The organism is Microbacterium sp. GW821-FHT01D02 (assembly GCF_059422585.1).
In genome coordinates, this window is the sequence record NZ_JBWKXB010000001.1 from 1747052 (window position 1) to 1773219 (window position 26168).

Consider the following 26168-nt stretch of genomic DNA (forward strand, 5'->3'; position numbering starts at 1 on the left):
CGCTCATCGCGCATCTACCACCGCTTGAGCTCTCGACGCGTTCGATGTGGCGCGAGGGGATGGCGCGAGGGCGGCCTACTTGTTCGCAGCCGTCTGGTGCCGCGGACTGTCCGGGTTCATCAGCGAGTGGCGGCGGCCGTAGGTGAAGTAGATGACGAGTCCGATCACGAGCCACACGGCGAAGCGCAGCCAGGTCTCCCAGTGGAGCTGCGAGATGAGGAACAGGGAGAACCCGACGCCGATGATGGGCACGACCGGCATGAACGGCAGGCGGAAAGTGCGTGGGGCATCCGGCTTCGTGTAGCGGAACACGATCACCGCGACGCACACGACCACGAAGGCCGCGAGGATGCCGATGTTGGTCAGGTCGGCCACGGCGCGGATCGGGAAGATCCCGGCGAAGACTGCCGAGGCGATGCCGGCGATCCAGGTGACGCGCTGGGGCACGCCTCGGCGGTCGACCTTGCTGAACCAGCCGGGGAGCAGCCCGTCGCGGCTCATCGAGAACCACACCCGGGTCGCGCCGAGGAGGAAGGTGAGCATGACGGTGAGGATCGACAGGACGGCGAAGACCGAGATGATGGCCGCGACGACCGGGAGTCCGACGCTGGAGAAGGCCGAGGCGAATCCGGCCTTCGGGTCGATCTCCGTGTAGTTCTGCATGCCCGTGAGTACCAGGGTCGCGGCGACGTAGAGCAGCATCGCGATGATGAGGGAGAGGATGATCGCCTTCGGCATGTGCTTGCGGCCGTCCTTGGCTTCTTCGGCGGCGGTGCTCATCGCGTCGTAGCCGAAGACGGCGAAGAACACGGTCGCCGCGCCCGTGAACACCGGGCCGAAGCCGCTGGGCATGAACGGGTTGTAGTTCTCCGTGTTGATGTAGAAGATGCCGAGGCCGACGATGCCGAGGATCAGGGCGATCTTGATCGCGACGGCCACCAGCTCGAAGCGGCCGAACGTCTGGGTTCCGCGGCTGAGGAGGAAGGTGACGAGCAGGCAGATCACGATTGCGGGGATGTTGACGAGGCCGCCCTCCACGTCGGCCGTCTCGGTCACGGCGAGCGGCAGGTGGATGCCGAAGCCCGAGAGGAACGCGTCGAGGTAGCCCGAGATGCCGATGGCGACGATGGCGACGTACTCGAGGAGCAGGTCCCAGCCGATGAACCAGCCGACGACCTCGCCGAGGGCCACGTATCCGTAGCTGTAGGCGGAGCCGGCTCGGGGGATCATGCCGGCGAATTCGGCGTAGGAGAGGGCGGCCGCGGCGGACGCGAGTCCGGCGATGAGGAAGGAGATCAGCACCGCGGGGCCGACGCCGGGGTTCGCTGCGTCACCGTGGGCGACGAGTCCGGCGAGGGAGAAGATCCCCACTCCGATGATGCCGCCGACGCCGATGGCCGTGAGCTGCCACAGGCCGAGCGATTTGTGCAGGGTGCTGTGCTCGGCATCCTCCGTCATCTCGCTGACGGGCTTGCGGCGCCAGACCGAGCGGCTCCGGGCGATCGGATCAGTGTTCGGCATCATTGCCTTCCTGTCAGGACCGGGCGTTCGTGGGCACCGATCGGACTCTCGGATGGTCAGATGCGGGCTGATTAACCTCGCTTGAGGCGCAAGTGACGTGTGGAACGTTACTCCGCGGATCGAGGGGCGGCAATGTATTGCGGGCGCGTCGGCGCGAGGGCGGCTCCCGAGCGGCTAGAAGTCGCCCTCGGCCACCTGGAAGCAGGTGAGTCCGCGGGCGCGCCACATCTCGACCACGCTGCGGCGGTCGTCGACGACGCCGATCACGGCGAAGTGCGGTTCGATGTGGGCGTCGTAGATCTCGGCCTTGACGATGTTGTCGGCGCGCTGGTCGCCCGTGCGGCGCAGGAGCAGCCGGTCGAACGGGATCGCGTTGAAGGTCAGCCAGGCCTCGGTGGCGCGGCGGGCGGTCTCATCGCGGCCGGAGACGACGATGAGCGCGTCGACATCCGGATGCGCGGCGAACGCCTGGGCGGCGATCACGACCGGGTGGTTGGGGGTGTCGATCGCGACGTTGCGCATGTCGTACGGCGAGCGGTCACCGATGAGGGCGAGCGTGCCGTCGACGTCGAAGATCCAGGCGCGCGGGCGATCGGTGGGCATGGTGCGAGGGTAGTGGGTTCTTCGGTGGTGACGAGGTTCAGGACTCTCCGGAACGTCGTCGTTCGCGCCGGGATATGCCCACGACCAATGTCAACGCAATGAGGATGAGGACGAGTGCTGCGAGCCAGAAGACCCACACCACGTTCTGGAACACCGGCAGATTCGCGACCACCGGAAGCGCGGCGCCGAGGAGGATCATCGCCGCTACGGTGGCTCGCTCGCGCGACGTGCCGCGGGCGCGTTCATCCGTCACGAGACCGTTTCCTTCGCTGGTTGCTGGCCGGTTGCGCCCGTTTGCGGCTGGCTTCTGAGTTCCCCGGTTCATCGCTGCTCCTTCACTGATCCGCCCGTCCGTCGTGTAAGACGTTACTCCTGCCATGCACGCCGTCTGGCTTCAATCAGTCCGGCGGAGGGTGCGGCGGTAGCGGGGCTGGCAGGGTGCGCTCAGGTCTATAGGGCGGGGGTTAGGGGGAATGCGGCGAGGTGAGAGTCTTCGACGCATCCGTCCTTCCCTCCGTGAACCGCGCCTGCGCCCGGTCATGCCGCTTGCCGACCGGGACGAGCTCCGTCGCCTTCGGCAGCCCCGTCGGCTTCGTCGACACATACACGCTCTCGGCGGTGTCGACGCGGAAGGTCTCGTGCCAGATGCCCACCGCTCCCGGAGCCTTGCGGGCTGCACGGTTGAAGGCGGTCCAGGCGGGGCGGTGCTGCTGGTCCGGGCTCGACGCGTAGGCGTAGAGCTTGTCGACAGATGACCAGTACTGCACGACGTAGGGCCCGCCCGAGCCGAAGAGCAGGTGATAGCCGAGCATGCCCGAGTCGGGGTCGGTGCTGAGTTCGCGCAGCATCCCGGGCATGGCGAAGAAGGCCGGCATCCACAGATCGGGGCGCCACCAGCGGTTGATCTGCATCCCGATGTGGAACACGACGAGCTCGCCCTCGTGGCGGTGGGTCATGCGGCCCGTGATGACTTTCGACATGATGACTCCTTGGTTGGATAGCTTCACTATCCATAATGGATAGCGCTACTATCGAAGTCAAGAGGTGGCCATGAGAATTTCCGAACTGTCAGCCCAGACCGGCGTGACCGTGCCGACGATCAAGTACTACCTGCGCGAGGGGCTGCTGCCCGAGGGCGAGCGCAGTGCGCCGACTCAGGCCGCGTACGGCGAGAAGCACGTGGAGCGGCTGCGGGTGATCCGGGCGCTGCTCGACGCCGGGGTGAGCATCGCCGAGACGCGGCGGGTGCTCGGGGCGCTGGATGATCCGCCGGCGAGTGCGCATGACTTGCTCGGGACGGCGCATGCGGCGATCACTCCGCCGGTGGATGAGTCTTTGGATTTGACGGAGGCCGAGGCTCTCGTGGCGGGGCTCGGGTGGAAGCCGGGGATGTGCGACGAGGCGGTGCTGCACGCGGTTGCGCGGGCGCTGCAGGGGTTGGAGCGCGTCGGGTTCACCGTGCCGGATGCAGCGATGGCGGAGTACCTCGCGAGCATGCGGCGGATTGCGGATGCGGAGGTCGCGGGGGTGCCGGAGGAGTCTGCGGAAGCTGCGGTGCGGTACGTGGTGCTGGGGTCGGTGTTGGTGGAGCCGTTGTTGTTGGCGCTGCGGCGGGTGGCGCAGCAGGTTAGCTCGGGAAAGCGGTTTGGGAGTCGCGAACCAAGTGACTGCTGACGGACCCACGGGTAAGAGCACCCTAGGCGCACCCGAGCGATTCCGTTCGAGGGGCGCCCGCTGAAGCTGACCTCGGAGAATCGTTCGCCTATGCGGCAATATGCCAGGATTCTTACGTGATTTCAGAGAAGGAACCTTCGAGTAAGTCGTCGAGGACCAGCGCGGGCGCGATCACCGCGCAGGGGATTCGCCGCCGAAGAAACGTGTTTCGTCGCCTCGAGGCCCCAGCGAATGGGATGGAGAACAGAACCCAGGCGTGGAGGGAAATCGGGAACGAGAATCCCAACCCGCCAGTCGACCTTGAGCCGGTCGTCAACTGGTTCAACCACGAAGAGTTTTCTCGTGAGCGTTTTCGTTGGGCACTACGAGACGCCCTCGACGAGCTCATGGACGGCCAGCGGACCGGTCGGTGGGCCTACCAGCACCTCTCGAAAACAGAGAAGGCTCATCTTGGAACCGCTATTGAGGTGAACCTGACGAGGGAGTTCAGCTTCTTGGACGGGACGCACCTGGACTGGCAGATCGCGGGCCTTGACATCGACTGCAAGTTTTCAAAGGATCTTGGCAAATGGGAGATCCCGATGGAGATGTACCTCTGCGACGAGCATGAAGACCGGCAGGGTAAGGCCGACTTCCCGGCGCTCTTGACTTGGCTCAACGACGACACGGGCGAATGGGCTGCTGGGTTGGTCAGGATCACCGATCAGCGGCTGCGTTGGAAGACGACGCTGTCGGGTGAGCGGGCACGTGCGTACAACCGCGATAACAAACGCAAACTCGCTGATGCAACAAAACACGAGATCTACTGGCTTTGGGGTGGGATTCAGACAGATCTGCCCGCGAATCTGCTAGGCGGACTTTCGAGCGCCGATCGAGATCGGATTCTTGGCAACGGGCGTTCGGGTCAGGCACGCGTGAATGAGCTCTTCAGAACAGTCCAGTCAACGATCATCAATCGGCGGACCGTTCTGACGGTGGCACAGCAAGATGATGCGCCGAAACGAGCACGGGATGCGCGGATTCACCTTCGAGACGAAGGCATCCTCGTTCTCGGTCATCAGGCGCCTCATCGGGCGGTTGCGATGGATCTGGGGTTACCGATCCCGCAGCGAGGTGAGTGGGTGAGTGTTCGGGTCGTTCGAGTCGACGTCTCTGATCCGCGCCCCTTCTTCGACATCGGAGGAGCAAGGTGGGCGCAGGCGCAGCTGAGCGACGAAGATCGCATCACGGCGGCACCGGTTCTTTCGTCCTAGGAGGTGCGGGCAAGGCGCGGAATAGTCGCACCTTCCGGACCGTGCCGCCGTGCACGGTTTTCGTCAGTAGTGCTTGGGAACGCACCGCCAGGCGAACTCCATGCGCTCTCCTTGCGCCGCCAACCGAATGGCCTCTGTGCCCCATCTATTCGCCGGTTGACTAACTATGCCAATGTGGACGTCCGGGCTCGTTGGACCTAACGCAACGGGGCCGACCCGGCTGACGTTCTCGCGTTTGCCGACGGCTAGGGGCAACAGATCGGATCGAATACTCCGCGGGCAGCCTCCGTCTCATCGTCTTCAAGCAGTGACCGATCATCCGTTTCGGCAGCACTGTGCTCGTGTGTATGGTGAGTCCAGGGGGAGGCTGATCGATGGTGGATGAGCGCTACTTGTGGTGGCAGCGCGCGCTTACTGACACATTTTTCGTGCCGCAAGACGGCCCGGTCGTGCTGTTCGTCGATGATGACGAGCTTTGCAAGATCGCACCTGGAATGGATGACCCCGCCGGTGATCTCGCGCGCACTGTTCGTGACGCCAGCTCTCGCACGCCAGGAGAGTACTTCAGCCGAGTAACTTGCTACCTGAAGGTGTGGAAGCTAGGTGATCGGGCGTCGCCTCCCCCGGTTCTGCCAGTCCTCGCGATGACTGTGCTCGCCGCTACGCGTATGCGCTCCGATGGGCGGGCCCTCTCAACGAATTACTACCGACGTCTCGCAGAATCGATTGAACCCGATGCGACTGCGTCGCGCGTGGCGCAGTTGAAGGCCGAGATCGACGGGAGCGCCTTCCTCGACGTCGTCGATATGTGGTGCACTCTCGACGACTGGATTGGCGAGCAGAACGGCCGTGTCGGTGTCTCGACTATTCGCACACATGAACGCCTGACACGAATTGGTTATCCGCAGTCGCAGGCGCTGCTCATGCGAAGCGACCGGGCGGAGTTGACCAGACTTTTCGCAGCGCTAAGTCTCCGCGAGTCAGGCCTGCCGGGCGACAACGCGATGCTGCGCGCGTTGGAAGTCTGGACCACCGCCAGTCAGAACCGACTTGGCGACACCTTCATGGCGGCACTACGCAGCGACGAGATGAGGGGCCTAATTGCGTCCATAGTCCTGGCGTGCGCTGCCGCGTGGGATGGTCGTGTCCTCACAAAGGACGGCCGTCGCCGAATCGCCACACGGCTCGGAATCGACCTCGAAGAGTGGACCTCGACGTGGCTGTTCCCGCTCCAGGACGGAGCTCCGGATTCCATTCTTCTCCACGGGACCTCACCTGCCGACGAGCCGGTCGCTCTCGTCGGTAACCCGCCTTCGCGCTACTACGTCACGGTGGGCGCGCCTGCTGTGAGCGCCGAACTCATCACGCATGGCTTTCGCCTTCGGGGGGAGGCGCACACTGCTGAGTTCCCGAAGGCCGAGGTGCTCATCTTTTCCCGCGATGCCGACACTGGTGGGTGGTCGTCGACGGCCGGAATAGCCCCATACGAAACTCACGTTATTGCTTCCACGTCCGCGAAATCGGCAGCTGTCTCCCGCGTGATCGCCGCCGCTGCAGAGAAGGGGTGGGTCCAGAGAAAGCAGGGAACGAGGCCCTTGCTTCCGAGCTTTGTCCTGTACGAGGGTGTCAGGTTCACCGACGACGCCGCTCTGCAGCAGGCGCTCAGCGATGAACCGGACGTAAGGGCGCTCGGAGTGGCCCCGGCCCTCGTGCCGCGTGCGCGGTTTGTTCGGGGTCTCCCTCTTGACCGTGAGTTCGCGCCGAGCCACTACCTGCTGGGAGGTGAGCCAGACCTCCTCCTTCCCACCGAAGAGGAACCGAAGCTGGTCGTCCTATCGCTCGGTGGCAAGGAAGAACTCGTATCGGCTAACGGCTTCCCATTCGAGGTGAGGCGCTTTCCCAGCCCGAAGGGCGCGACGGAGGTGATCGCGGACGGCCAGCATCTAACGTTTACGCTTTTGGAGGAGTCTGTCGTCGAGGCAACTCCGACGGGGACCGCCACGCTCGGCTGGGAAGACGACGGGACGCTTAGGGACGTGACCGGAAGCACCAAGATTGTCGGGACCGTAGTCAGCCGGATGCGTGACGCCGTAACTGTGATTTGTCGACGTGGTCGCGATGAGACGTGGCTTCTGGTGGATGGAGGCGGAGTTCAGCAGCTCACCGAGCCGAGCCAGCCCGTCTTCACTACAGCAGCCGGATTCTCCTTCGCCCCGGGCTACTTCGAGGCCCCCGTCACCCCAGCCGCACGCTGGCTCGCGCAGCGAAGCGGGGCCAGCTGGTACCTTAGCCAGCTCTCTTCTGGTTCTCCGCAAGCCGTAAAGGCGACGTTTGACGTTCTCGGCACATGGGCTCGGATAGGCGAACCCACAGGTTCGGCGCTGTGGGCGATACAACTGGGGCTGGCTAATGGATGAAACCGTCGGCGACTTGCTGCTGCGATGGATGAGCGAAGTCGGTTCGGGGACGATAGCGGACGTCCGGAACCGAATCGACTGGATCGCCAGGACAGCGAACATCGAACCCCGAAGTTACACCAGCGGACGCTGGCTCCGCGACCTCTCGTCTCTCGGCCACTGCGAGATTGACTGGGAAGGAGGACGCTGGTCCGTTACGACAGCCGCCCTTGCCCGGCTGCCCTCGGCAGACGGGCTCGCAGTCATTGCCGGCTCCCGCCGCCCTCGGATAATGCGCGCGCTGGAGGACTTCTGCGGCTGGCTCCCTGCGGCACGGCGAGTGCCACCCGCTGGGGAGGTTCCGTTGCCGACGACCCTTTATGTGACGTTCACGCGGGAATCAAATCTGGCTGACGCCGCGAACGCAGCAGGAATCGTTCTCGCTGGGCAGTCTGCCGAGCGCATCTCACGCTCGCTGCCCTCGGCTCGCCCGCTCGTTCTCACCGGACCACCTGCCTACGGCGGTCAGCTCAAGCGGCTCGAGTCGATGTACCCGCGGGACTGGCAGCCGGTCAGCCCCGCACAAGCGAATCACCCGAACGGTCTGTATGCCGAGCTGGTTAACGGCAGGCCAAGGCACATCACGCGCCGCGACGGCGATTGGTTCGCGTGTGATCTGTCCACGGGTACTTTTGCCGAACTTGCACGGCTGAATGAGTCAGCGCTGCGATGGCGTCCGGACCCTGGACGTGAGGCCGCAGACACGGGAACGCTGTTCGTGGACTGGGGCGCTCCGCTCCCCGCACTGCACAGTCGAGCGCTCGTGCTCTGCACCGGCCTTCCCCCACGATTTGGGGCGGCCGCTACAACCGCCATCTACGAGAACGTGCCGCGTCTTGTCGCGGCGCGCGTGTGCACGTCCCTTGGCCAATCGCTGATCATCGACTGAGAGGTCTGTCTGTATATGAACGCTCCCGCTCCGCGGCGCCTCGATGCCGTCAAGACCTTCGATCATCTGCGCGAGGCGTACTTCAACTACTACAACACGCCATTTGGTCTGGCGGACCCACGCCTTCAGGCCGAAAGGCAGATGCTCTTGGACCGTGATGGGGGCGTCTTCCGAGAACCCCTTCTCGAACTTCGGCCTGAGTACGAGGGTACTGGCCACTCGCTTGCGGAATCCGTAGAGGCTGCGGGAGCAGCACCCGAGCTCGCCGAGTTCGCGTCCAGAGGCCTGCTGAAGGGCGTGCCGGGCCTGCACGGTCACCAGGAAGCGGCACTGGCGGCGGGCGTGACGCCCGGGAAGAACATGGTCATCACTGCCGGAACGGGGTCGGGGAAAACCGAGTCCTTCATGCTCCCGCTACTGTCGTCTCTGCTTGAGGAATCGCGGGAGTGGAGCGGGCCATCCAGTCTCGGGTCGCGCTGGTGGAACAGTACCGGCCCCTCCTTCGCTACTCAACGGCAGTCCGACGCCGGACGCGCCGCGGTCCGCGCCATCGTCCTGTACCCGATGAACGCCCTTGTCGACGACCAGCTCATTCGCCTCCGCAGGGCTCTCGATAGCGATGACGTGCGCGCCTGGCTGAATGAGCATCGAAATGGCCACCGTTTCTACTTCGGCCGGTACACCGGAGCGACACCCGTGACCGGATCGCGCGCGAACGGGCTTAAAGTGCGGGAACTTGCCAAGTATCTTAGGGCCACCGAAGCCCGTGGCGACCGCGCCCGGGAGCTAGCCGGGCAGCTGTCCGACGACGACCTGCAATATTTTGTGCCCCGGCTGGACGGTGCCGAGATGCGCTCGCGCTGGGACATGGCCGACGCGCCGCCAGACATCCTCATCACGAACTACTCGATGCTCAACGTGATGCTGCTCCGCGACCGTGACACGCACTTTTTCGAGTCCACCCGTAAGTGGCTGAAGAACCCGATGAACCGGTTCACCCTGGTCGTGGATGAGCTCCACACGTATCGCGGTACCGCGGGGAGCGAGGTGGCCTACCTGCTCAGGCATCTCAAGCGCCGCCTTGGGTTGGACGAGCGCCCCGATCAGTTCCGCGTACTGGCCGCGTCAGCTTCGCTCGACGCCCAGCGGGACCAGGAGTACCTCCACCAGTTCTTCGACGCCCAGCCCGGCACGTTCGCCTTCATAGAAGGCACCAACAAGGTGCCGTCGTCAAAGGACCCCGCGTCGGCGGAGGACCCCGCGCGGCTAGCCGCGATGTCCGCGAGCGAGGCGGCAATCGCGGCACGCGATGGTGGCGTGGTGGAGTCGTTGCGGACTGCGCTGCACGCTCGACACGGTGCGGCCAAAAGGGTCGTCGACCTTGCGACCGCCATATTTCCTGAGGCGGAACCGGACGTTTCCCGCGCAGCTCTCGCACGAGTGCTGGAGGGACTCGCGGCAGATCCGATCGAGAGCGACCCGAAGCTTCGCGCACACCTCTTCTTTCGCAACGTGGCCGGAATGTGGGCCTGCTCGGACCCCAAGTGCCCGGCCGTCACCGACCCGTCGCACGACCGCACTGTCGGCAAGCTCCACGCCGAGCCCGCAACACGCTGCGAATGCGGAGCGCGGGTGCTCGAGCTTCTTTACTGTCAGAACTGTGGTGACGTGTTCCTCGGTGGCTTTGCGCCGGAAGGCGAACCCCAGGAGAAGGGGGTAAGGACCATGCTCCTCGCAGACGTCCCCGAGTTGGCGAAGCTCCCGGACCAGGTCAGTTTGCAGCGAACCGCTGACAACTACATTGTCTACTGGCCCCGCGACGTGAAAACCCTGGACGCACTCGACTTGCCCACCTGGCCTCGAGACAACCGGGCTGTGGAGTACTCTTTCCGGCCGAGCACGCTGAATCCAGGTTCCGGGGAACTGCGGAACACCACGAACGGCCACACAGGCTGGAGCTTCCACGCGAAGGTCGCGCGACACAGCAATACTCGGGAACTCAAGCGCGACATGGCTACGGTGAGTCCATTCCCGACGCAGTGTCCCGCCTGCGGTGACGACTGGGAGCAAAAATATGCCGGGACCGAGCGGCTCAAGCCGACGGATCCGCGCACACAGCGTTCGCCCATCCGCGCGATGCGTTCTGGTTTTGAGAAGATCAATCAGGTCCTGACGACCGAGCTAGCAAACGACCTGAGCGAACAGGAGCGCAAGCTCATCGTCTTCACCGATAGCCGACAGGATGCGGCAAAACTGTCCGCGGGGTTGGGCCTACGTCACTACCAGGACCTCCTTCGTCAGCTCATGTACCTGCGCTTGAAGCGAGCGGGAGACCCGGCGTCCGACGTGGTGAAGGCACGGGAGTACTTCGTCGAGGGCCTGAAGACTCCCGACCGCTGGGAGGCCATCGTGCGGCTACGGGAGCGCGACACCGCGAGCTTCAACTTGCTGAGGGACATATGGGAAGAGGCTCCAGGAACCGACGCAGCGCGTGCTCCGGTCCTGGTCGCTGAGCTGTCGAAAGGACTGACTCTCAGTGAGTTGTCCTCGCTCGTCTCGCTCGACTTGCTTGACTTGGGCATGAACCCCGGGGGGCCGCACGCGAGCCTCCGCGAGCGCGGCGGCGACAATTGGTCGTCGCTGTTTAACTGGAACACGAAGCCCGTCGTAGCGCGAAACGGTCTCTCGGCGAGCGGGCAATCGCTCATTGAGGACATTAGCGCTTCTCTCGAGAGCGAAATCCTGGAAGGTCTCTACGCCGGTGGTGGACGCGACTTCGAGACCACAGGTCTCGGCTGGCTAGCGCTCGCGGACGATGTCGCTCCCGCTGACTCGCCCGGTACGAGCAGCAACGCGGAGGCGAGGGCGGCGCTGCGCATTCTTGCGGACCAGCGACGTTTCCAGAAGATTCGTTCGGTGCGCAGCGAGCCCACACCGCGGCTCCGTAGATTTTGGATCAAGGTCGCGGACGATACTCAGGGCGATCCTGACGCGTTGCGACAGGAAGCGCTGAGTCGCATCGGGAATGCAGTTAACGATTACCTGATTGACCCGTCGAAGGTCTCCATTCGGTTGAGTGACGGACGCGCCTGGACGTGCGAGACGTGTCGACGTCAGCATCTGACGATTGGAAATGGTCACTGCACGAAGTGTGCGCGGCGACTGCCGTCGGATCCGATGGCAGTCCTCAACGAAACGGACTACTACGCATGGAAGGCGATGAGCGACGACGGAAGATTCAGGCTGAACACAGCCGAACTCACCGGTCAGACCGACCGGGTCGATGCGCAGAATCGTCAGGCGAGGTTCCAGGGCGTCTTCCTCGCGGGCGACGAGAACGAGAGGACGGATGCCGTCGATCTGCTCTCCGTCACGACCACGATGGAGGCAGGCGTCGACATCGGCTCTCTGTCTGCGGTCGTGCTGGGCAATATGCCGCCTACGAGGTTCAACTATCAGCAGCGTGTCGGGCGCGCAGGCCGGAGGGGCTCACCCGTTGCCATCGCGCTCACTATCTGCCGGGGCCGTAGCCACGATGAGTATTACTTCGAGCGACCCGACCGCATCACCAACGAGCCGACGCCCAAGCCGTACCTAGCACTGAATCGTCCTGAGCTCTTCGACCGCTCGCTGCGCAGCGAGACTCTCCGGCTCGCGTCGGCTGACTACTTGTCCGCCGACGGAGGCGATGACCTGTCCTCGAACGTGCACGGCGAGTTCGGCAAGACCGGCGATTGGGAAGCAACTATCCGTCCGCGACTCGAGACCTGGATTGCGAGCAACCGTGACGCCGTCATTGCTCTCGCCGCGGCGCTCAGCTCGGGCACGTCGTTCCATGGTTCAGCCACGGAGCGGGCGGACGCTGTCCTCGCCACGCTCGTCGCTGACATCACCGCTGCGGTGTCGACGCCAAAGCACGATGACCTCAGCCAGTTGTTGGCAGAAGCAGGTCTGCTGCCAATGTTCGGCTTCCCGACATCAGTGCGGTACCTATATCTCGACCGTCCGCAGGCTTCGAACCCATGGCCTCCGAGGAACGCCATTGACCGAGACCTGAGCATGGCCGTTAGCGCGTTTGCGCCGCTCAGCGAGGTCGTCCGTGATGGCAAGGTCTATCCGGTAGTAGGCATCACAGAGTTCAAACCCGCAGGCGCCGGTGCGCCGCAGCCTGTGTCAGACTCCCTGGGGAACGCGACAGCACTCTTCATCTGCCGCACCTGCTCCTACCTCGGTGATGAGCGCGCTGGGGACGGTACAGACACATGCCCTCGATGCGGCGCGGGACCCGTTTACTTCAATGAGGTGCCCCTGCGTGAGCCGCTAGGGTTCCGTAGCGGATTCGCCACAGACTTCGACGGGAACTTTTCCTGGTCGCCGCGTGCGATGGCAGCACGGGCAATGGCAGACCCGAAGAGGCTTTCTGAATTGGCAGTCGGCCGGGCACACGTGCTCGCCGGGCCGGCCGAGCGGTACGTCATCAATGACAATGGCGGGCAGCTGTTCCCTTTCAAGCCCGCAGCGCCGGGTTCGCAGAATTGGGGCGGATATGTCTCAGTGCAGGCCATCGAGCAGGACTTGATTCCTCCGTCGCTTGCAGCAGGCGACGTCGTGCACGTTGCGCTGGGAGCTGTGCAGCATACCGACTTCCTCTTCATTGGCTCCATTGCGCCGACCGACAGGGGCCGGGGAATCCGACTCAACCTCGCATCGGGCATCCACCAGCCAAGCGCCGCCCCGGACGTCACCGAAGGGCGCCGGGCCGGCTGGTACTCGCTCGCCTTCCTGCTGAGGACGGTCGCGGCGACCAAGCTGGACATCTTGCCGCTGGAGTTGAACGCCGGAATCTATTCGGGCGTCACCGCAGATGGGGAGCCGTCGGTTCAGGCCTTTCTCGCCGACACGCTCGAGAACGGCGCCGGCTTCAGTACTCATTTGGGATCCGCGCAGTTCATCGCGGAGTTCCTCGCCGCGGTCGAGAAATACCTCGGGGAGCTGGAGACAGACGACCACCCGCAAGTCTGCAACTCATCGTGCTACCGGTGTCTGCGCGATTACGGAAACATGGCGTACCACGCCCTGCTCGACTGGCGCCTCGCTCGGGACCTCTTCGGACTCCTCCGTGACGGCCAACTGCACATCGACCGCGCCGAGGAGTCCAAAGCACTGAGCAGGTGGGCGGCGGCTTTTGACGCGACGGTCCTCGATCTGCCCGGTGCGTCCGCTGCTGTGATCGACACACCCCAGTACGGAAAGTTCGGGGTGGTTCTCCGGCACGCGTTTGAAGGCTCCGACTTGGATGTGATGTCGGAGCGGCTGGCCGACGCGGCAGCGGAGGTTGAAGCGACGCAGGACTGCGAGGGCGTCGTGTTCGTCGACTCGTTCACAATTGACCGCGACCCTCGGCGCGTGCTCAAGCTCATCGCCGACGCTGCACAGGCCGCAGAGTGACTCCGGGCGCGGGATGGTTGTCGGCGACGTCGGCCGGACGTCTGCTGCACTGCCCCGCGTCCGCTGCATTCAACGCAGAACCTCAGGCCGTGCCGAGCTCGGCGCCCAACAACGCGGGAAGTCTCGCCCATCTTGCGCTGAGGGCATGGCTCGACGGCGGGGCCTGGCTGGAAGACGAGCCCGGCCAGTCTCTGCTGGTGGCCTGGGATGGCGAAGCGGAACGATGGAAGATTGATGCGAAACGACTGCGAAACTCCGTAATGACGCGGTCTCGACTGCGCTCGCGCGGAGATGAGCTCGCAGGCCTTCTCCAGTCCGCTGGCCAGCGCGCTCGATCCGAGGTCTTTCTTCAGGACGAGGTGCAGCTGCTCTACGGGCAACTCGACGTGGTGGTCGACGCGGGCGAAGGCGCTGTCGTGGACCTGAAGACAGGAGCGGACAGCCATAGCCCAAGCGTCCGCACCCAGCTTCTCATCTACGCGCACCTACTTCGCCGGGAAACCGGCTCCCTCCCCGGCGCACTCGTCGCTTTCAGCCTCACGCAGGGCGCCGTTCGTATCGAATTCTCGGGGGCCGTCATCGACGAGCTCTTGGCTCGGGTTAGGGACGCCCGGAGGTTTCCATCCCTTGAGCTGCCCGACCCGAGTGGGTGCGGATTCTGCCCTCGTCGGCTGCGATGCGAGTCCCATTGGAAAGCCGCTTTGTCGTGGGAGGCTCCAGATTGCGTCGAAGGCGTCGTCGGCAAGGTAGAGGTGGCGGCCGCGGGTCTCACGGCTGTTCGCATCGACACGCCGCACGGCGACCAGTGGGTCACGGGTCTCTCCCCAATGCCCGGCGGGGTGCCCAAGGCTGGGACGAGAATCCGATTTGCCGAGGTGGCAGGCCGAGGTGAGCCGGGCAACAAGGAGTGGCGGGCGACGCGCTCAACCCGGAGCAGGATTCTATACGAAGCTTGAGGAGGAGATCAGTGCGGGATTCCAATGCGTCGGCGAGCAGGTGAAGGGCGACCTTCACGGCGACGGCGCCCCGAATTGATGTCTGAACGGCCCTGCGTAGCCACAGTCGTCGTTGACGCAGCGTCGTACCTGATCCGTAGCCCGTCTGCGGGAAGTGGCGAATGGGATGCGTGCCGCTACTCCCATCTTGACGTACAAGCGACAAGCCGCAGTTGCTCGGTCGGCGACCAGATCGTTCCGCCGGTTCTTGTGCCCACTCCCGTCGAGTGCCGCGGGGCTATGAGACTTGGGTTTCGATACTTACCATCACGGACACTGGGCTCGTCATTAGGTCACAAGAGGTGTTGGACCGAGCCGATGTCCCCGGTCGAACGTACGATGGGCACGTGCCGCGCAATAACCAACACCCCACGATCGATTTCACCGTTGCAGAGATCTGTGCGGGTGCAGGAGGTCAGTCGTTGGGGCTGCACAAGGCAGGGTTCGAGCACGCAGTCGCGGTCGAGCTCGATGCGACGGCGGCCTTGACGCTCAGCCAGAACCTTCGCGTTCCTGTGGTCGTCGGAGACGTCGCTGACCGGGCGGTGTGGCGGCCCGAAGACTTCGTCGATGTGACCCTCCTCGCCGGTGGAGTGCCCTGTCCCCCGTTTTCGGCGGCTGGGAAACAGCTTGGCACCTCCGACGAGCGCGACCTCTTCGCGTGGGCAATTGAGCAGATCCCCGTCATGCGCCCTAGAGCCATCATGTTGGAGAATGTCCGGGGCCTCTCGGCGCCTCGCTTCGCTGCGTACAGACAGCGCATCCTCGACCGTCTTGATGACTTCGGCTTTGTCGGGGAGTGGAAGCTGCTGCACGCATCTGACTTCGGCGTTCCGCAGCTGAGGCCGCGCTTCGTGCTCGTGGCGATGAGAGCCGAGGACATGCGCTTCTTCCGTTGGCCCGCGCCTGAGGACCGGGCTCGAACGACGGTCGGTGATGCGCTGTATTCGCTTATGGCCGCAAATGGGTGGAAGCATGCTGACGCGTGGCGCAAGATGGCAGACGACATCGGACCGACCCTGGTGGGAGGAAGTAAGAAGCACGGCGGTGCGGATCTCGGTCCTACTCGCGCCAAGCTCGGCTGGGCCAAGCTTGGCGTCGATGGGAAAGGCGTCGCTGACGCGCCGCCAGGAGAGGACGCTCTCCCGGCCAGCCAAGTTATGCCTCGCCTAACGGTTGAGATGGCAGCACGGATTCAAGGGTGGTCCGAGGAGGATCAGTACAAGTTCGCCGGACGTAAGACCTCACAGTATCGGCAGATTGGCAATGCTTTCCCGCCACCCGTGGCGAAGGCGGTTGGCGAGAGTATTCGAGCTGCGTTACTACACGAAGGAGAAGCGCGCACCGATCTGGCGGAGCAGACGGATTTGCATGACCCCGTGTATCGCGCGCTTGCGCGCAGTGGAAAAGGCCTAAGCCTCGAGGAACTTGTTGCCGAGTACAACCTGGGCAGCGTTGCAGCTGTGCAACAGCGTCTTTCAGCCCTCCAGCGAGACTTTGATCTCGACGTCGTCGTCGACGACGAAGGTACGGAGCGCTATCGACTTGGTGAGTTCAGAGGATTCACCGGGCAGGCCGATCACTGGCGACATCAGGTTGTCGCAAAGCACACTAACCGGGTGAGCTGACATGACCTTGGAAGCTTTCGAAGGCTGGCACGTCGACCCGCTCGATGATGAAACCGACGGCGAACTGATCGGTGTTTTCAAGGCGTTCCAAGAGGCCGATCCAGAAGGGTCCCGTGTCGGGCAGCTGATGCGCAAGACGTTGGATCAGCTATACGATGGCCAGCGCACCGGACGGTACTCGTGGCAGCAGCTCCATAAGACGGAACGCACTCATTTCGGTACGTTGTTCGAAATCAATCTGCGTCGAGAGTTCGATGATGTGATCGACGAGGGCGTTAAGCTCGATTACCGGGTTGCGGGTATAGACGTGGACTGTAAGTTCTCTCAGCGCATGTATGGCTGGATGATCCCGCCCGAAGCGATTGGGCATCTTCTCCTGGTCGGATTTGTCGATGATGCTGCAAGTGAATTTGCGTTCGGAGTAGTTCGAGCTACGCAAGCTCACTGCCGAACCACGTCAAATCGTGATGCGAAGGTGCAGCTTAACCCTCTTGGCCGAGACGCTGTGCGATGGCTTGAGCGTCCTGGAGAGCTCCCGCCAAATGTGTTGCTTCGGTGCAGCGAGGATGACTTGCAGGCGATCTTCGCGCCGCGATCGGGGCAGCAGCGTGTGAATGAGCTCTTGCGCAGAGTCACTGGTCAACGGATTGGTCGGAATGTTGTCGCGACCGTGGCGCAGCAGGATGACTTCATGAAACGGGTGCGCGCGAACGGGGGCGCCCGGACGCTTCTACGCCCCGAAGGGTTAGTTGTCCTCGGGGGTGACTACGCCAGGCATCGTGAACTGGCGAGAAACCTTGGTGTGGTTGTGCCTGAGCCGGGTGAGATCGTGAGCGTGAGAGTGGTTCCCGCAACGGAGCACGAGTGGTCGGCGGCGAGGCTCGATGCGGAGTTGTGGCGAGTCGCTTCAGACAAAGATGAGGTTGTTCGAGCGCCGGACGTAGCATTCAAGTAGCCAACCAGGCCTCAACTTATGCAACATCCGTTGTGTCTCCTCGCGACTCGTAACGAGCGCGTGTGGATGACTCTCGTAAGAGTCCTGTATCTGGCGTTCGTCGGTCAAGGAGTCGCCCCGTGTAGCATCTAGTTCGCTCCGCGCCGCCTCCGAGCTTCGTCCAGAACAACCGCTACTCCCGCCCCGTCCTCTACTGCGTCAGCTTCACGAAGTACTCATACCGGTCACCCGGCGATGAGCTCGACACGTACTCCACCGGCCGCCCGGAGGTATCGCTCGTCCATCGGTTGATCGTCAGCAGCGGAAACCCCTCCGCGACTCCCAGTGCCGATGCCTGCTCCGGTGTCGCCGCCTCGGCGCGGATCTTCTCGCTCGCCTCTTTCAGGTAGATGCCGAGCTCCGCGAACAGCGCATACAGCGACTGGGTCCGCTCCAGCTCTGAGGCCTTGAGCCGCGCGCCGATCTCGTCCGGCACCCACGACACCATGAGGCAGAACGGGCGGTCGTCGTTCATGCGCACGCGCGAGATGCGCCAGAGGTGCGCTCCGGGCAGGAAGTCGGTGGCGTTGAGGGGCGGCGACGGGTCGGGCTCGATCACGATGTCGCGGATGCCGGGCCGCAGGCCGAGGTCGCGCATCACGTCGGTGAAGCTGCGAAGGTCGCCGAGCGTGTGGGTCATGCCCTGCTCGCTCACGTAGGTGCCCGAGCCGCGCTGGCGCCGCAGCAGGTTCACCTGCGTGAGCACGTTGAGCGCCTGGCGGATCGTGTTGCGGCTGACACCGAAGAGCTCACCCAGCTCCAGCTCGCCGGGGAGGCGTTCGCCGGACTTCCACCGGCCGTCCGCGATCTCCTGCCGCAGCTGGTCGGCGATCTGTTGATAGGCCGGCTTCGTCACCCTGTCACTGTGCCACACGGAAGATGTACCTACACATACTTTCAAATGTACCTACACCTATTGAAGTTGTACCCACAACTTGGTATCGTCGTGTCACGCTCGAATCGATCCACACGATACAAGCGACCCGAACCCCTCGATCAATGAAGAGAAGAGATCATGCAACGACGCACCCACTCCCGCCGCACCGCTGCGACGGCCGCCGCTCTGCTCGCCACTCTCGGCCTTCTCGCCGCCTGCACGGCCCCGGACTCCTCCACCTCGCCCGGATCGACGTCGGGAAGCGGCGACGGCGACACCCGCATCGCCTTCGTGTCGCAGGTCGAGGGCATCCCCTACTTCTCCGGCTTCAAGGCCGGCGCCGAGAAGGCCGCGGAGGAGTTCGGCGTCTCGTACACGCAGTCCGGCCCCGCCAAGGCCGACTCCGCCGAACAGAAGCGCATCGTGGACGGACTGGTCGCCCAGGGCTACGACGGCATCGCGATCTCTCCCCTCGACCCCACCTCGATGGACGGCTCGATCTCCGCCGCATCCTCCGCCGGCCTCGCCGTGATCACCTCCGACGCCGATGCGCCGAACAGCAAGCGCAGCGTCTTCGTCTCGCAGGCGAGCGACGAGGAACTCGGCCAGACGGCCATGGACCAGATCGCCGATCAGGCCGGCGGCAAGGGCCAGTACGCGATCGTCTCGGGAGCCGCGGATGTCGCGACCTTCAACTCCTGGTCGCAGGCGGCCGTCGATCGCCAGGAATCCGAATACCCCGACATGGAGCTCGTCGGCGGCATCCGCCACACCGCCGACAGCGCAGAAGCGCTGCGCGAGGCCCAGGACCTGCTCACCGCTTACCCCGACCTCGCCGGCATCATCGCCGTCCCCTCCACCGCGGTCCCGGGTGTCGCCCAGGCCGTGCAGAACGCGGGCAAGGCGGGCGACGTGGCCGTGACCGGTTTCGGCAGCCCCAAGACCGTCGCGCCCTTCATCAAGTCCGGCGTCATGAAGTCCAGCGTCCTCTGGAACGTCGAAGACCTCGGGTACCTGACCGTCTGGGCACTCACGCAGGTCATCGACGGCAAGGAGTTCGCCGCCGAGAACGACGTCCCTGGACTCGACGAGCCGGTTCGCTACGACGAAGCCACCCAGACCCTGCTGCTCGGCCAGCCCACCGTGTTCACCAAGGAGAATGTCGATGACTTCGACTTCTGACCCGTCCCCGCTCCTCGCGGTCAGCGGCCTCTCGAAGAGGTTCGGCGCGGTCGTCGCGCTGGAAGAAGTCTCCCTCGAGGTCCGCCGCGCGGAACGCCTCGCCATCATGGGCGAGAACGGCGCCGGCAAGTCCACGCTCATGAAGCTCCTCGCCGGGGTGTACAGCCCCGACGAGGGGACCATGACCCTCGACGGCGAGACCTACGCCCCCGCGGACCCGCACGCCGCCCTCACCCTCGGCGTCTCGACCGTCTACCAGGAGCCCGCGTTCTTCGCCCACCTCTCGGTGATCGAGAACCTCTTCATGGGCAACCTGCCCCGCACCCGGCTCGGCTCGGTCGACGCCAGAGCGATGCGCCGCGAGGCCACCGCGCTGCTCCGTCGGCTCAACCTCCCCGAGAAGCTCCTCGACCGGAAGATGGGGGAGCTGTCGCTCGGCGAGCAGCAGCAGGTGCTCATCGCGCGGGCGGTCCGGGTCGACGCACGCATCCTCATCCTCGACGAGCCGACCTCGATCCTCACCCGTGCGGAGTCGGAGCGCCTGTTCGACATCGTCGACACCCTGATCGCCGCGGGCACATCCGTCGTCTCGATCACCCACCGCTTCGACGAGCTCGAGCGCCTGGGCGACCGGTTCATCGTGCTCCGCGACGGCCGGTACGTCGGCGAGACCGACGATCCCGCCCAGGAGCCCCTCCTGAGGATGATGGGCGGACGCTCGGGTGCGGCCCTGGCCCCGCTCGCCGCCGAGGAGCGCCCGCCCCTTCCCGAGGGCACCGCCCCCACGCTGACCGTCGATGCGCTGACGGTCGACGGGCAGTTCGAGGACATCTCCTTCGAGGTGTTCCCCGGCCGCATCACGGGTCTGTACGGACTCGTCGGCGCCGGCCGCAGCGAGGTCGCCCTCACGATCTTCGGCGCGACCGGCGTCACCTCCGGAGCGATGACCCTCGGTGGGCGACCCTTCACCCCGCGGAGCACCCGCGATGCGCTGAACCACGGCGTCGCCTACGTGCCGGAAGACCGGAAGACCCAGGGCGTCTTCCCGTTCATGAGCGTCACCGAGAACCTCACGGCGTCCACGCACGAGAAGATCACCACCACCGGCGTCATCCGCGTCGCCAAGGAGCAGGGGTTCGTCTCCTCCTGGATCTCGAAGTTCTCGATCAAGACCGCGACCAGCCGCGCCGGCATCCTCACCCTGTCCGGCGGCAACCAGCAGAAGACGCTCCTCGCGCGCGCCGTCGCCACCGAGCCGAAGCTGCTCATCCTCGACGAACCCACCCGCGGCATCGACGTCGCCACCAAGGCCGAGATCCACCGGGACATCCGCGAGCTCGCTGCGACCGGAGTGGCCGTGCTCGTCATCAGCAGCGAGCTCCCCGAGCTGATCGCCCTGTCCGACCACGTCCACGTCCTGAGAGAGGGGCACATGACCGCCTCGTTCACCCGCGAGCAGGCGACAGAGGATGCCGTGCTCCGCGCCGCCGTCGGAGCGGGGGTGAGCGCAGGTGGCTGACTCCCGAACCCTCCGGCGCGTCCAGCTCGCGCTGCTCCCGGTGCTCCTCGTCGTCGAGTTCATCGTCTTCTCGCTGCTGTCTCCGCGCTTCTTCACGCCGGAGAACCTCGCGAACATCGCCTACAACTCTGCCGACCTCGCCCTCGTCGCCGCCGGCGTGACGCTCGTCGTGATCCTGGGAGGCATCGACGTCTCGACCGGCTTCGCCGTCGGCATCGTCGCCTGGACCGTCGCGAAGCTGAGCGGCGCCGGCCTCCCCGCCTTCGTGGTGGTCTTCGCGGCCCTCGTCGTGGGGGCGATCCTCGGCGCGATCAACGGCAGCCTCGTCACCTTCGGCAAGGTGCCGCCGATCATCGCGACTCTCGGCACGGCGGCCATCTTCCAGACCGCGCTCTTCGCGCTCTGGAACAGCAACGACCTGTTCGCCAGCCCCGTCGCACCGATCTTCTCGGGCGAGCGCGTGCTGGGCGTCCCGATGGTCGTCGGCCTCGTGATCGTCGTCTACGCGTTCCTCGCCTGGTTCATGCACAAGCGCCCCTCCGGCCGTGAACTGTATGCGACCGGCTCCAACCCCGAGGCCGCCCGCCTCGCCGGCATCCGGGTCCGCAGACTCACGTTCCTGAGCTACCTCACCATCGGCGTGCTCGTCGGACTCGCGGGCCTGATCTACGTCGGCCGCGTCGGCGTGGTGCAGGCCTCGAGCGGCAACGAGCTGACGCTCCTCGCGATCGCCGCGGTCGTCGTCGGCGGCACCTCGATCCTCGGCGGCGAAGGATCCGTCCTCCGCACGCTCGGGGGACTGGTCTTCATCGTCGTCCTGCAGAACGGGATCGTCCTCGCCGGCGTCCCGCCGCTCTGGAACGGACTCATGGTCGGCACCACGATCATCCTCGCCGTGGCCATCGACGTCCTCGCGGCCCGCAAGGCCAACCGTCCCCTCCTGAGAGGTCTCGCATGAACCGCGTGATGAGGTCCGTTCCGTGGAGTGACCGCCGCGTCTCGCTGGCGCTGCTCATCGTGATCGCCGTCGTCGTGATGAGTCTGCTGTCGCCGTACTTCCTACGCCCCGACAACCTGCTCTCCATGACGCAGTACGGCGCCGTGCTCGGGCTGCTCGCCCTGGGACAGAGCATCGTGATCCTCGGCGGAGGCGGCGGCATCGATCTCTCGGTCGGCTCGACCATGAGCCTGTCGGGTGTGGTCTTCGGACTGCTGGCGGTGAACGTCGGGCTCGACCCCTGGGTCGCCGCCCTCGGCGCGATCGCCGCCGGAGCGGTGCTGGGCGGCGTCAACGCGGCGCTCATCACTCTGCTGCGCATCCCGCCGCTGATCGCGACGATCGCCACCCTCTACCTGTTCGCCTCCGCGGCGCTGGTGCTCACGAACGGCATCGACATCAACGGCTTCGACCGCTCCGGCTTCGCGTTCCTCGGGCAGAGCAAGATCGCCGGATTCCCGACGCAGGTCATCCTGGTGCTCCTGCCCGCCTACGTGATCGCGGCGATCATCCTGTCCCGGACCCCCACGGGTCGCCGGATCTACGAGACCGGGAACAACGCGCAGGCCGCTCTGCTCACGGGAGTGAACGTGCGGGCGACGCGAGCGGGTCTCTACATCACCTCCGGAGCGCTCGCCGGCCTCGCCGCTGTCGTCAATGCCTCGTGGTTGCTGAACGCCAAGGCCGCAGCGGGCGCAGGCATGGAGCTGCAGTCGATCACCATCGCGGTCCTCGGCGGCATCGTCATCACCGGCGGCATCGGTCGTGTGTCGGGCACGCTGCTGGGCCTCGTGCTGGTCGTGATCCTGAACTCGGGACTGCAGCTGGCAGGCGTGAGCAACACCTGGCAGATCGGACTGCTCGGCGCGGTTCTCATCGTCAGCGTCCTGATCGACACCCTGCGAGTACGGAGGCAGCGCACATGAGCGAGCTCAGCATCCTCGTCCCCTCGACACCGGCGCGCGGCGATCGGCCGATCGACCTGCTCGTCGTCGGAGACACCGGCATCGACCTCATGGTCGACGTCGACGCCCTCCCCGGCCGCGACGCGAAGTCCATCGGACAGAGCCTCGGCATCCACCCCGGAGGAATGGGCGCGAACTTCGCCGTCGCCGCCGGGCTCGCCGAACCCCTGCTGCGGGTCTCGCTGTTCTCCCGCGTCGGCGACGACCCCTTCGGCATCGGATGCATCCGCGCCCTTGCCAGCGCCGGCATCGCCACCGACCACGTCGAGGTGATGCCCGACGAGCTCACCTGGTGGTGCGCGGTCGCGGTCGCGGCCGACGGGGAGAAGAGTCTCCTCGGAGGACGCACGCCCGCCTCGCTGCCGGATGCCTCCCGCGTCGGATCGGATGTGCTGTCGGCCACCCGGTGGCTGCACGTGCTCGCCGACGTCTCGGGGTCGGACGAGCTCATCCGCCGTGCGCGCGCCGCAGGGGCCGGAACCAGTGTCGACGTGGAAGGCAGCTTCGTCGCCGAGGATCCCGACCGGGCCCGAGCCCTCATCGCCCTGGCGGATCTCGCCATCGTGAACACCGGCGCCGCGCAGACGCTCACCGCGACCACGGATGACGAGGCGGCGCTCGCCGCCCTGTTGCACGACACCGCGCACCGCGTCGTCGTGCTCACGCGGGGAGCCGGGGGATCGATGCTCGGCGCATCGGACGGGGCAGGCGCTGTCGAAGTGTGGTCCCAGCCGAGCGTCGACGTCCCCCGCGTCGTCGACACCACCGGAGCGGGCGATGCCTTCGCCGGCACCGTGGTCGCCGCACTGCTCGCCGGGCGCGGGGTCGACCACGCGCTCACTGCCGCGGCCGCACACGCGGCCCGCACCATCCGGCACCTCGGCTCCCGCTCCGGCGGGTTACCCGGCTGGCCGCATGCCCATGACTCACAAGAAAGAGGAGAGATCCATGACTGAACCGACCGCCACGACCCCGCAGACCGACCCGACGAGGTTCACGCGCCTCGAGGACAAGATCCTCGGATCGCTCGCGACGGCGGTGATCGGCGACGCCCTCGGCGCACCGACCGAGACACGGAGCATCTCGCAGATCCGTGCGCTGTTCGACGGCCCGGTGACCGAGTTCCACAAGCCGCTGCCCGACTCCCCCTACTCCAAGGGGCGTCACGCCGCGCAGATCACGGACGACAGCAGCCAGCTGCTCATGCTCGCCGAGGTGTTCATCCGCACCGGCACCGCCATCACCTCGCGCGACGTGGCGGACATGATCCTCGAGTGGTCGACGAACACCGACTACTTCCCGCACTTCGCCGGGCCCACGACCCGTCGCGCCGTCGCCGCGCTCAAGGAAGGGGCAGACCCCGAGACGATCGGCGCGGCCGGCGACGAGGCGACGACGGGCGCGAGCAACGGCGCCGCGATGCGCGCCGGTGCGGCGGGGCTCGCCCACCCGGGTGACGTGAACGGAGCGGTGCAGGCCGCGCTGATCACGGCCCGCCCGAGCCACTTCACCTCCGTCGGCGTCGCCGGTGCTGCGGCCGTGGCGGGTGCGGTCGCCGCCGCCCTCGTCGACGACGCGACGGTGACCGACGTCGTGGATGCCTTCCTCTGGGCGGCGCTGGAAGGCGAGCGGCTCGGGCGCGAGCTCGGACGCGAGGTCCCTGCCCCCAGTGTCTACGAGCGAGCCAAGCGTGCTGCCGAGATCGCCATCGTGGAGCGCGACCAGGACCGTCTCGTCACGCGCATCGCTGCCGAGATCGGCACCGGCCTGCCGGCGGCGGAAGCGGTTCCCGCCGCGCTCGGGTTCTTCGTCGCCGCTGCGGGCGACCCCTGGCTCACGGTGCAGGCTGCCGCGAACGGCGGCGACGACACCGACACGGTCGCGTGCATGGCCGGATCGATCGCCGGGGCGTTCTCGGGCTTCGCTGCGGTGCCGCGCGACAAGTACGCGCAGGTGCTGGAGGCGAACCCGATCGACATCGCCGACGTCGCGAAGCGGCTGTACGAGACCGTTCGCTGACGGAAGCGTGCGTGGGCCCGAGGCGTGATTCGCCTCGGGCCCACGCGCCTGTGGGGATGGATATGCCGTCCCGCATCTGGGTGAGCCGACGTGCAATGCGCCTGGTCCCTCCCGGACCGGCATCCGCTATCGTCTGGATGAATGAATGTTCAGTGACGAACGGCGTCACGGTGGGGATACGTCTCCTCGCCGGGATCTCCTCCCACGCAGTGGCGATTCGTGAAGCCGTCCGTCGATATCTGTAGGGGGACGCATGGCCGGATCGGACGAACGCGAGAATCGAGCTGAAGCACGTGCGACCGGCGAGGCTGCGGCGGCAGGTACAGCGCTGGAAGAGACGTTGCCGCCCCTCCCCAGCGCATCGAGGCGCCGCATCGGGCTGGGTGTCGCTATCGCAGCGGGGGTCATCGCGGTGGGCCTCGGCGCGTGGGCTGCGATCGCGGCGCTGCAGACTTCGCCGCTGGAGAGGGCGGCGGATGCGTGCGGGGGAACGAAGCCCCTGAGCGTCAGCGAGGTGGACTACGGAGATGTGGAAGGCGCCGAAGGAGGGCCGACGCTCGACGAGCTGTTCGAGGGTGCTGTCACCATCGCCGACGACGGCAAGACCCTGACCCTGCAGACCAGCTCGCTCGAGGTTGATCGCCGTGGCGTGACCGCACTCGTCTTGGACTGTGTGTATGAGGAGCTCGACGTGCCCGAGCGGGTGACGGAGAGCATCGCCGACACGCGGGCGGTCGACGGCCGACAGTCCGACGGGTGGGGCGACTTCGCCATCGAGTGGAGCTTCGGCCATGACACCGGCACCAACGTGGTGATCACCCAGCGCTGAAATCGGGTACCCAAGGTGCGACACGCCCGGCGGTCAGCCCTGATTTGCCCGATCCCCGGGATCCGCGTAACTTATTACTTGTTCGCCCCAAACGGTTGAGCGGAGGTCCTCGGACCGGCTCCCGTCAAGCAGCAAACACCTCCCGAATCCCAGACACTCACTGAGTGAACAGGATGAAGGTGCTGATCCGTTCCCACGGTCAGGCCGAAGAAATTCGGACTTGACAACGGAAACGAGATCGGTAAGATAGAGAAGTTGCCCTTCGGGCCTGGCTGTGATGGCTGGGTCGTGGGAGCATCCGATCCTTGAGAACTCAACA

At 65.5% G+C, this 26168-nt stretch carries 20 protein-coding genes; 15 read left to right on the top strand and 5 right to left on the bottom strand.

What is annotated here, in order from left to right; translation table 11 throughout:
• Positions 1-75: 75 nt before the first annotated feature.
• From AC07VM_RS08660 to AC07VM_RS08675, 4 genes are all read right to left on the bottom strand, one after another.
• Positions 76-1521: an APC family permease gene (locus tag AC07VM_RS08660; RefSeq protein ID WP_494910717.1), complete on the bottom strand. Its 1446-nt coding sequence runs from the start codon at positions 1519-1521 to the stop codon at positions 76-78.
• Positions 1522-1695: 174 nt separating this feature from the next.
• The gene (locus AC07VM_RS08665; RefSeq protein WP_494910718.1) at positions 1696-2124 is read right to left on the bottom strand and encodes a phosphatase domain-containing protein; all 429 of its coding nucleotides are present in this window, start codon (positions 2122-2124) and stop codon (positions 1696-1698) included.
• A 37-nt stretch (positions 2125-2161) separates the two neighbouring features.
• Complete coding sequence (locus AC07VM_RS08670; RefSeq protein WP_494910719.1) at positions 2162-2377, bottom strand: hypothetical protein; 216 nt, start codon at positions 2375-2377, stop codon at positions 2162-2164.
• A 211-nt stretch (positions 2378-2588) separates the two neighbouring features.
• Positions 2589-3104, bottom strand: a complete 516-nt coding sequence (locus AC07VM_RS08675; protein ID WP_494910720.1) for a DUF4188 domain-containing protein — start codon at positions 3102-3104, stop codon at positions 2589-2591.
• A 70-nt stretch (positions 3105-3174) separates the two neighbouring features.
• Between AC07VM_RS08675 and AC07VM_RS08680 the strand changes: the two genes are divergently transcribed.
• The 8 genes from AC07VM_RS08680 to AC07VM_RS08715 all read left to right on the top strand — a co-directional run bounded on the left by AC07VM_RS08680 (position 3175) and on the right by AC07VM_RS08715 (position 17422).
• Positions 3175-3798 carry a MerR family transcriptional regulator gene (locus tag AC07VM_RS08680; RefSeq protein ID WP_494910721.1) on the top strand — a complete coding sequence of 208 codons (624 nt, stop codon included), beginning with the start codon at positions 3175-3177 and terminating at the stop codon, positions 3796-3798.
• Between the two features lie 116 nt (positions 3799-3914).
• Positions 3915-5051, top strand: coding sequence for a NaeI family type II restriction endonuclease (locus AC07VM_RS08685; protein ID WP_494910722.1), 1137 nt, complete (start codon positions 3915-3917; stop codon positions 5049-5051).
• A gap of 374 nt (positions 5052-5425) precedes the next feature.
• Entirely contained in the window at positions 5426-7468 is a 2043-nt protein-coding gene (locus tag AC07VM_RS08690) for a hypothetical protein (protein WP_494910723.1), read from the top strand.
• The gene (locus AC07VM_RS08695; RefSeq protein ID WP_494910724.1) at positions 7461-8396 is read left to right on the top strand and encodes a hypothetical protein; all 936 of its coding nucleotides are present in this window, start codon (positions 7461-7463) and stop codon (positions 8394-8396) included. Before AC07VM_RS08690 ends, AC07VM_RS08695 begins: the two co-directional genes overlap by 8 nt.
• Positions 8397-8411: 15 nt before the next feature.
• Complete coding sequence (locus AC07VM_RS08700) at positions 8412-13844, top strand: DEAD/DEAH box helicase (RefSeq protein WP_494910725.1); 5433 nt, start codon at positions 8412-8414, stop codon at positions 13842-13844.
• 89 nt (positions 13845-13933) lie between these two features.
• Positions 13934-14800: a PD-(D/E)XK nuclease family protein gene (locus AC07VM_RS08705; protein WP_494910726.1), complete on the top strand. Its 867-nt coding sequence runs from the start codon at positions 13934-13936 to the stop codon at positions 14798-14800.
• A 386-nt stretch (positions 14801-15186) separates the two neighbouring features.
• A complete protein-coding gene (locus tag AC07VM_RS08710; protein ID WP_494910727.1) occupies positions 15187-16467 on the top strand; it encodes a DNA cytosine methyltransferase in 1281 nt (426 codons plus the stop codon).
• Between the two features lies 1 nt (position 16468).
• Positions 16469-17422 carry a NaeI family type II restriction endonuclease gene (locus tag AC07VM_RS08715; RefSeq protein ID WP_494910728.1) on the top strand — a complete coding sequence of 318 codons (954 nt, stop codon included), beginning with the start codon at positions 16469-16471 and terminating at the stop codon, positions 17420-17422.
• Between the two features lie 190 nt (positions 17423-17612).
• On the opposite strand, the gene AC07VM_RS08720 is transcribed toward AC07VM_RS08715, so the two are convergent.
• Positions 17613-18317 (bottom strand): GntR family transcriptional regulator, encoded by a 705-nt coding sequence (locus AC07VM_RS08720; protein ID WP_494910729.1) that lies wholly within the window; start codon positions 18315-18317, stop codon positions 17613-17615.
• A 159-nt stretch (positions 18318-18476) separates the two neighbouring features.
• Here AC07VM_RS08720 and AC07VM_RS08725 point away from each other — a divergent pair, with 159 nt between their 5' ends.
• The 7 genes from AC07VM_RS08725 (at position 18477) to AC07VM_RS08755 (ending at position 25849) form a co-directional block, all read left to right on the top strand.
• The gene (locus tag AC07VM_RS08725) at positions 18477-19520 is read left to right on the top strand and encodes an autoinducer 2 ABC transporter substrate-binding protein (RefSeq protein ID WP_494910730.1); all 1044 of its coding nucleotides are present in this window, start codon (positions 18477-18479) and stop codon (positions 19518-19520) included.
• Positions 19504-21039 carry a sugar ABC transporter ATP-binding protein gene (locus AC07VM_RS08730; protein ID WP_494910731.1) on the top strand — a complete coding sequence of 512 codons (1536 nt, stop codon included), beginning with the start codon at positions 19504-19506 and terminating at the stop codon, positions 21037-21039. The genes AC07VM_RS08725 and AC07VM_RS08730 overlap by 17 nt, the downstream gene beginning before the upstream one ends.
• Positions 21032-21997 carry an ABC transporter permease gene (locus AC07VM_RS08735; RefSeq protein WP_494910732.1) on the top strand — a complete coding sequence of 322 codons (966 nt, stop codon included), beginning with the start codon at positions 21032-21034 and terminating at the stop codon, positions 21995-21997. The genes AC07VM_RS08730 and AC07VM_RS08735 overlap by 8 nt, the downstream gene beginning before the upstream one ends.
• The gene (locus AC07VM_RS08740; protein WP_267416868.1) at positions 21994-22962 is read left to right on the top strand and encodes an ABC transporter permease; all 969 of its coding nucleotides are present in this window, start codon (positions 21994-21996) and stop codon (positions 22960-22962) included. Before AC07VM_RS08735 ends, AC07VM_RS08740 begins: the two co-directional genes overlap by 4 nt.
• A complete protein-coding gene (locus AC07VM_RS08745; RefSeq protein ID WP_494910733.1) occupies positions 22959-23957 on the top strand; it encodes a carbohydrate kinase family protein in 999 nt (332 codons plus the stop codon). Before AC07VM_RS08740 ends, AC07VM_RS08745 begins: the two co-directional genes overlap by 4 nt.
• The gene (locus AC07VM_RS08750) at positions 23950-25020 is read left to right on the top strand and encodes an ADP-ribosylglycohydrolase family protein (protein ID WP_267416870.1); all 1071 of its coding nucleotides are present in this window, start codon (positions 23950-23952) and stop codon (positions 25018-25020) included. The genes AC07VM_RS08745 and AC07VM_RS08750 overlap by 8 nt, the downstream gene beginning before the upstream one ends.
• A 253-nt stretch (positions 25021-25273) precedes the next feature.
• Positions 25274-25849 carry a hypothetical protein gene (locus tag AC07VM_RS08755; RefSeq protein WP_267416871.1) on the top strand — a complete coding sequence of 192 codons (576 nt, stop codon included), beginning with the start codon at positions 25274-25276 and terminating at the stop codon, positions 25847-25849.
• Positions 25850-26168 lie beyond the last annotated feature (319 nt).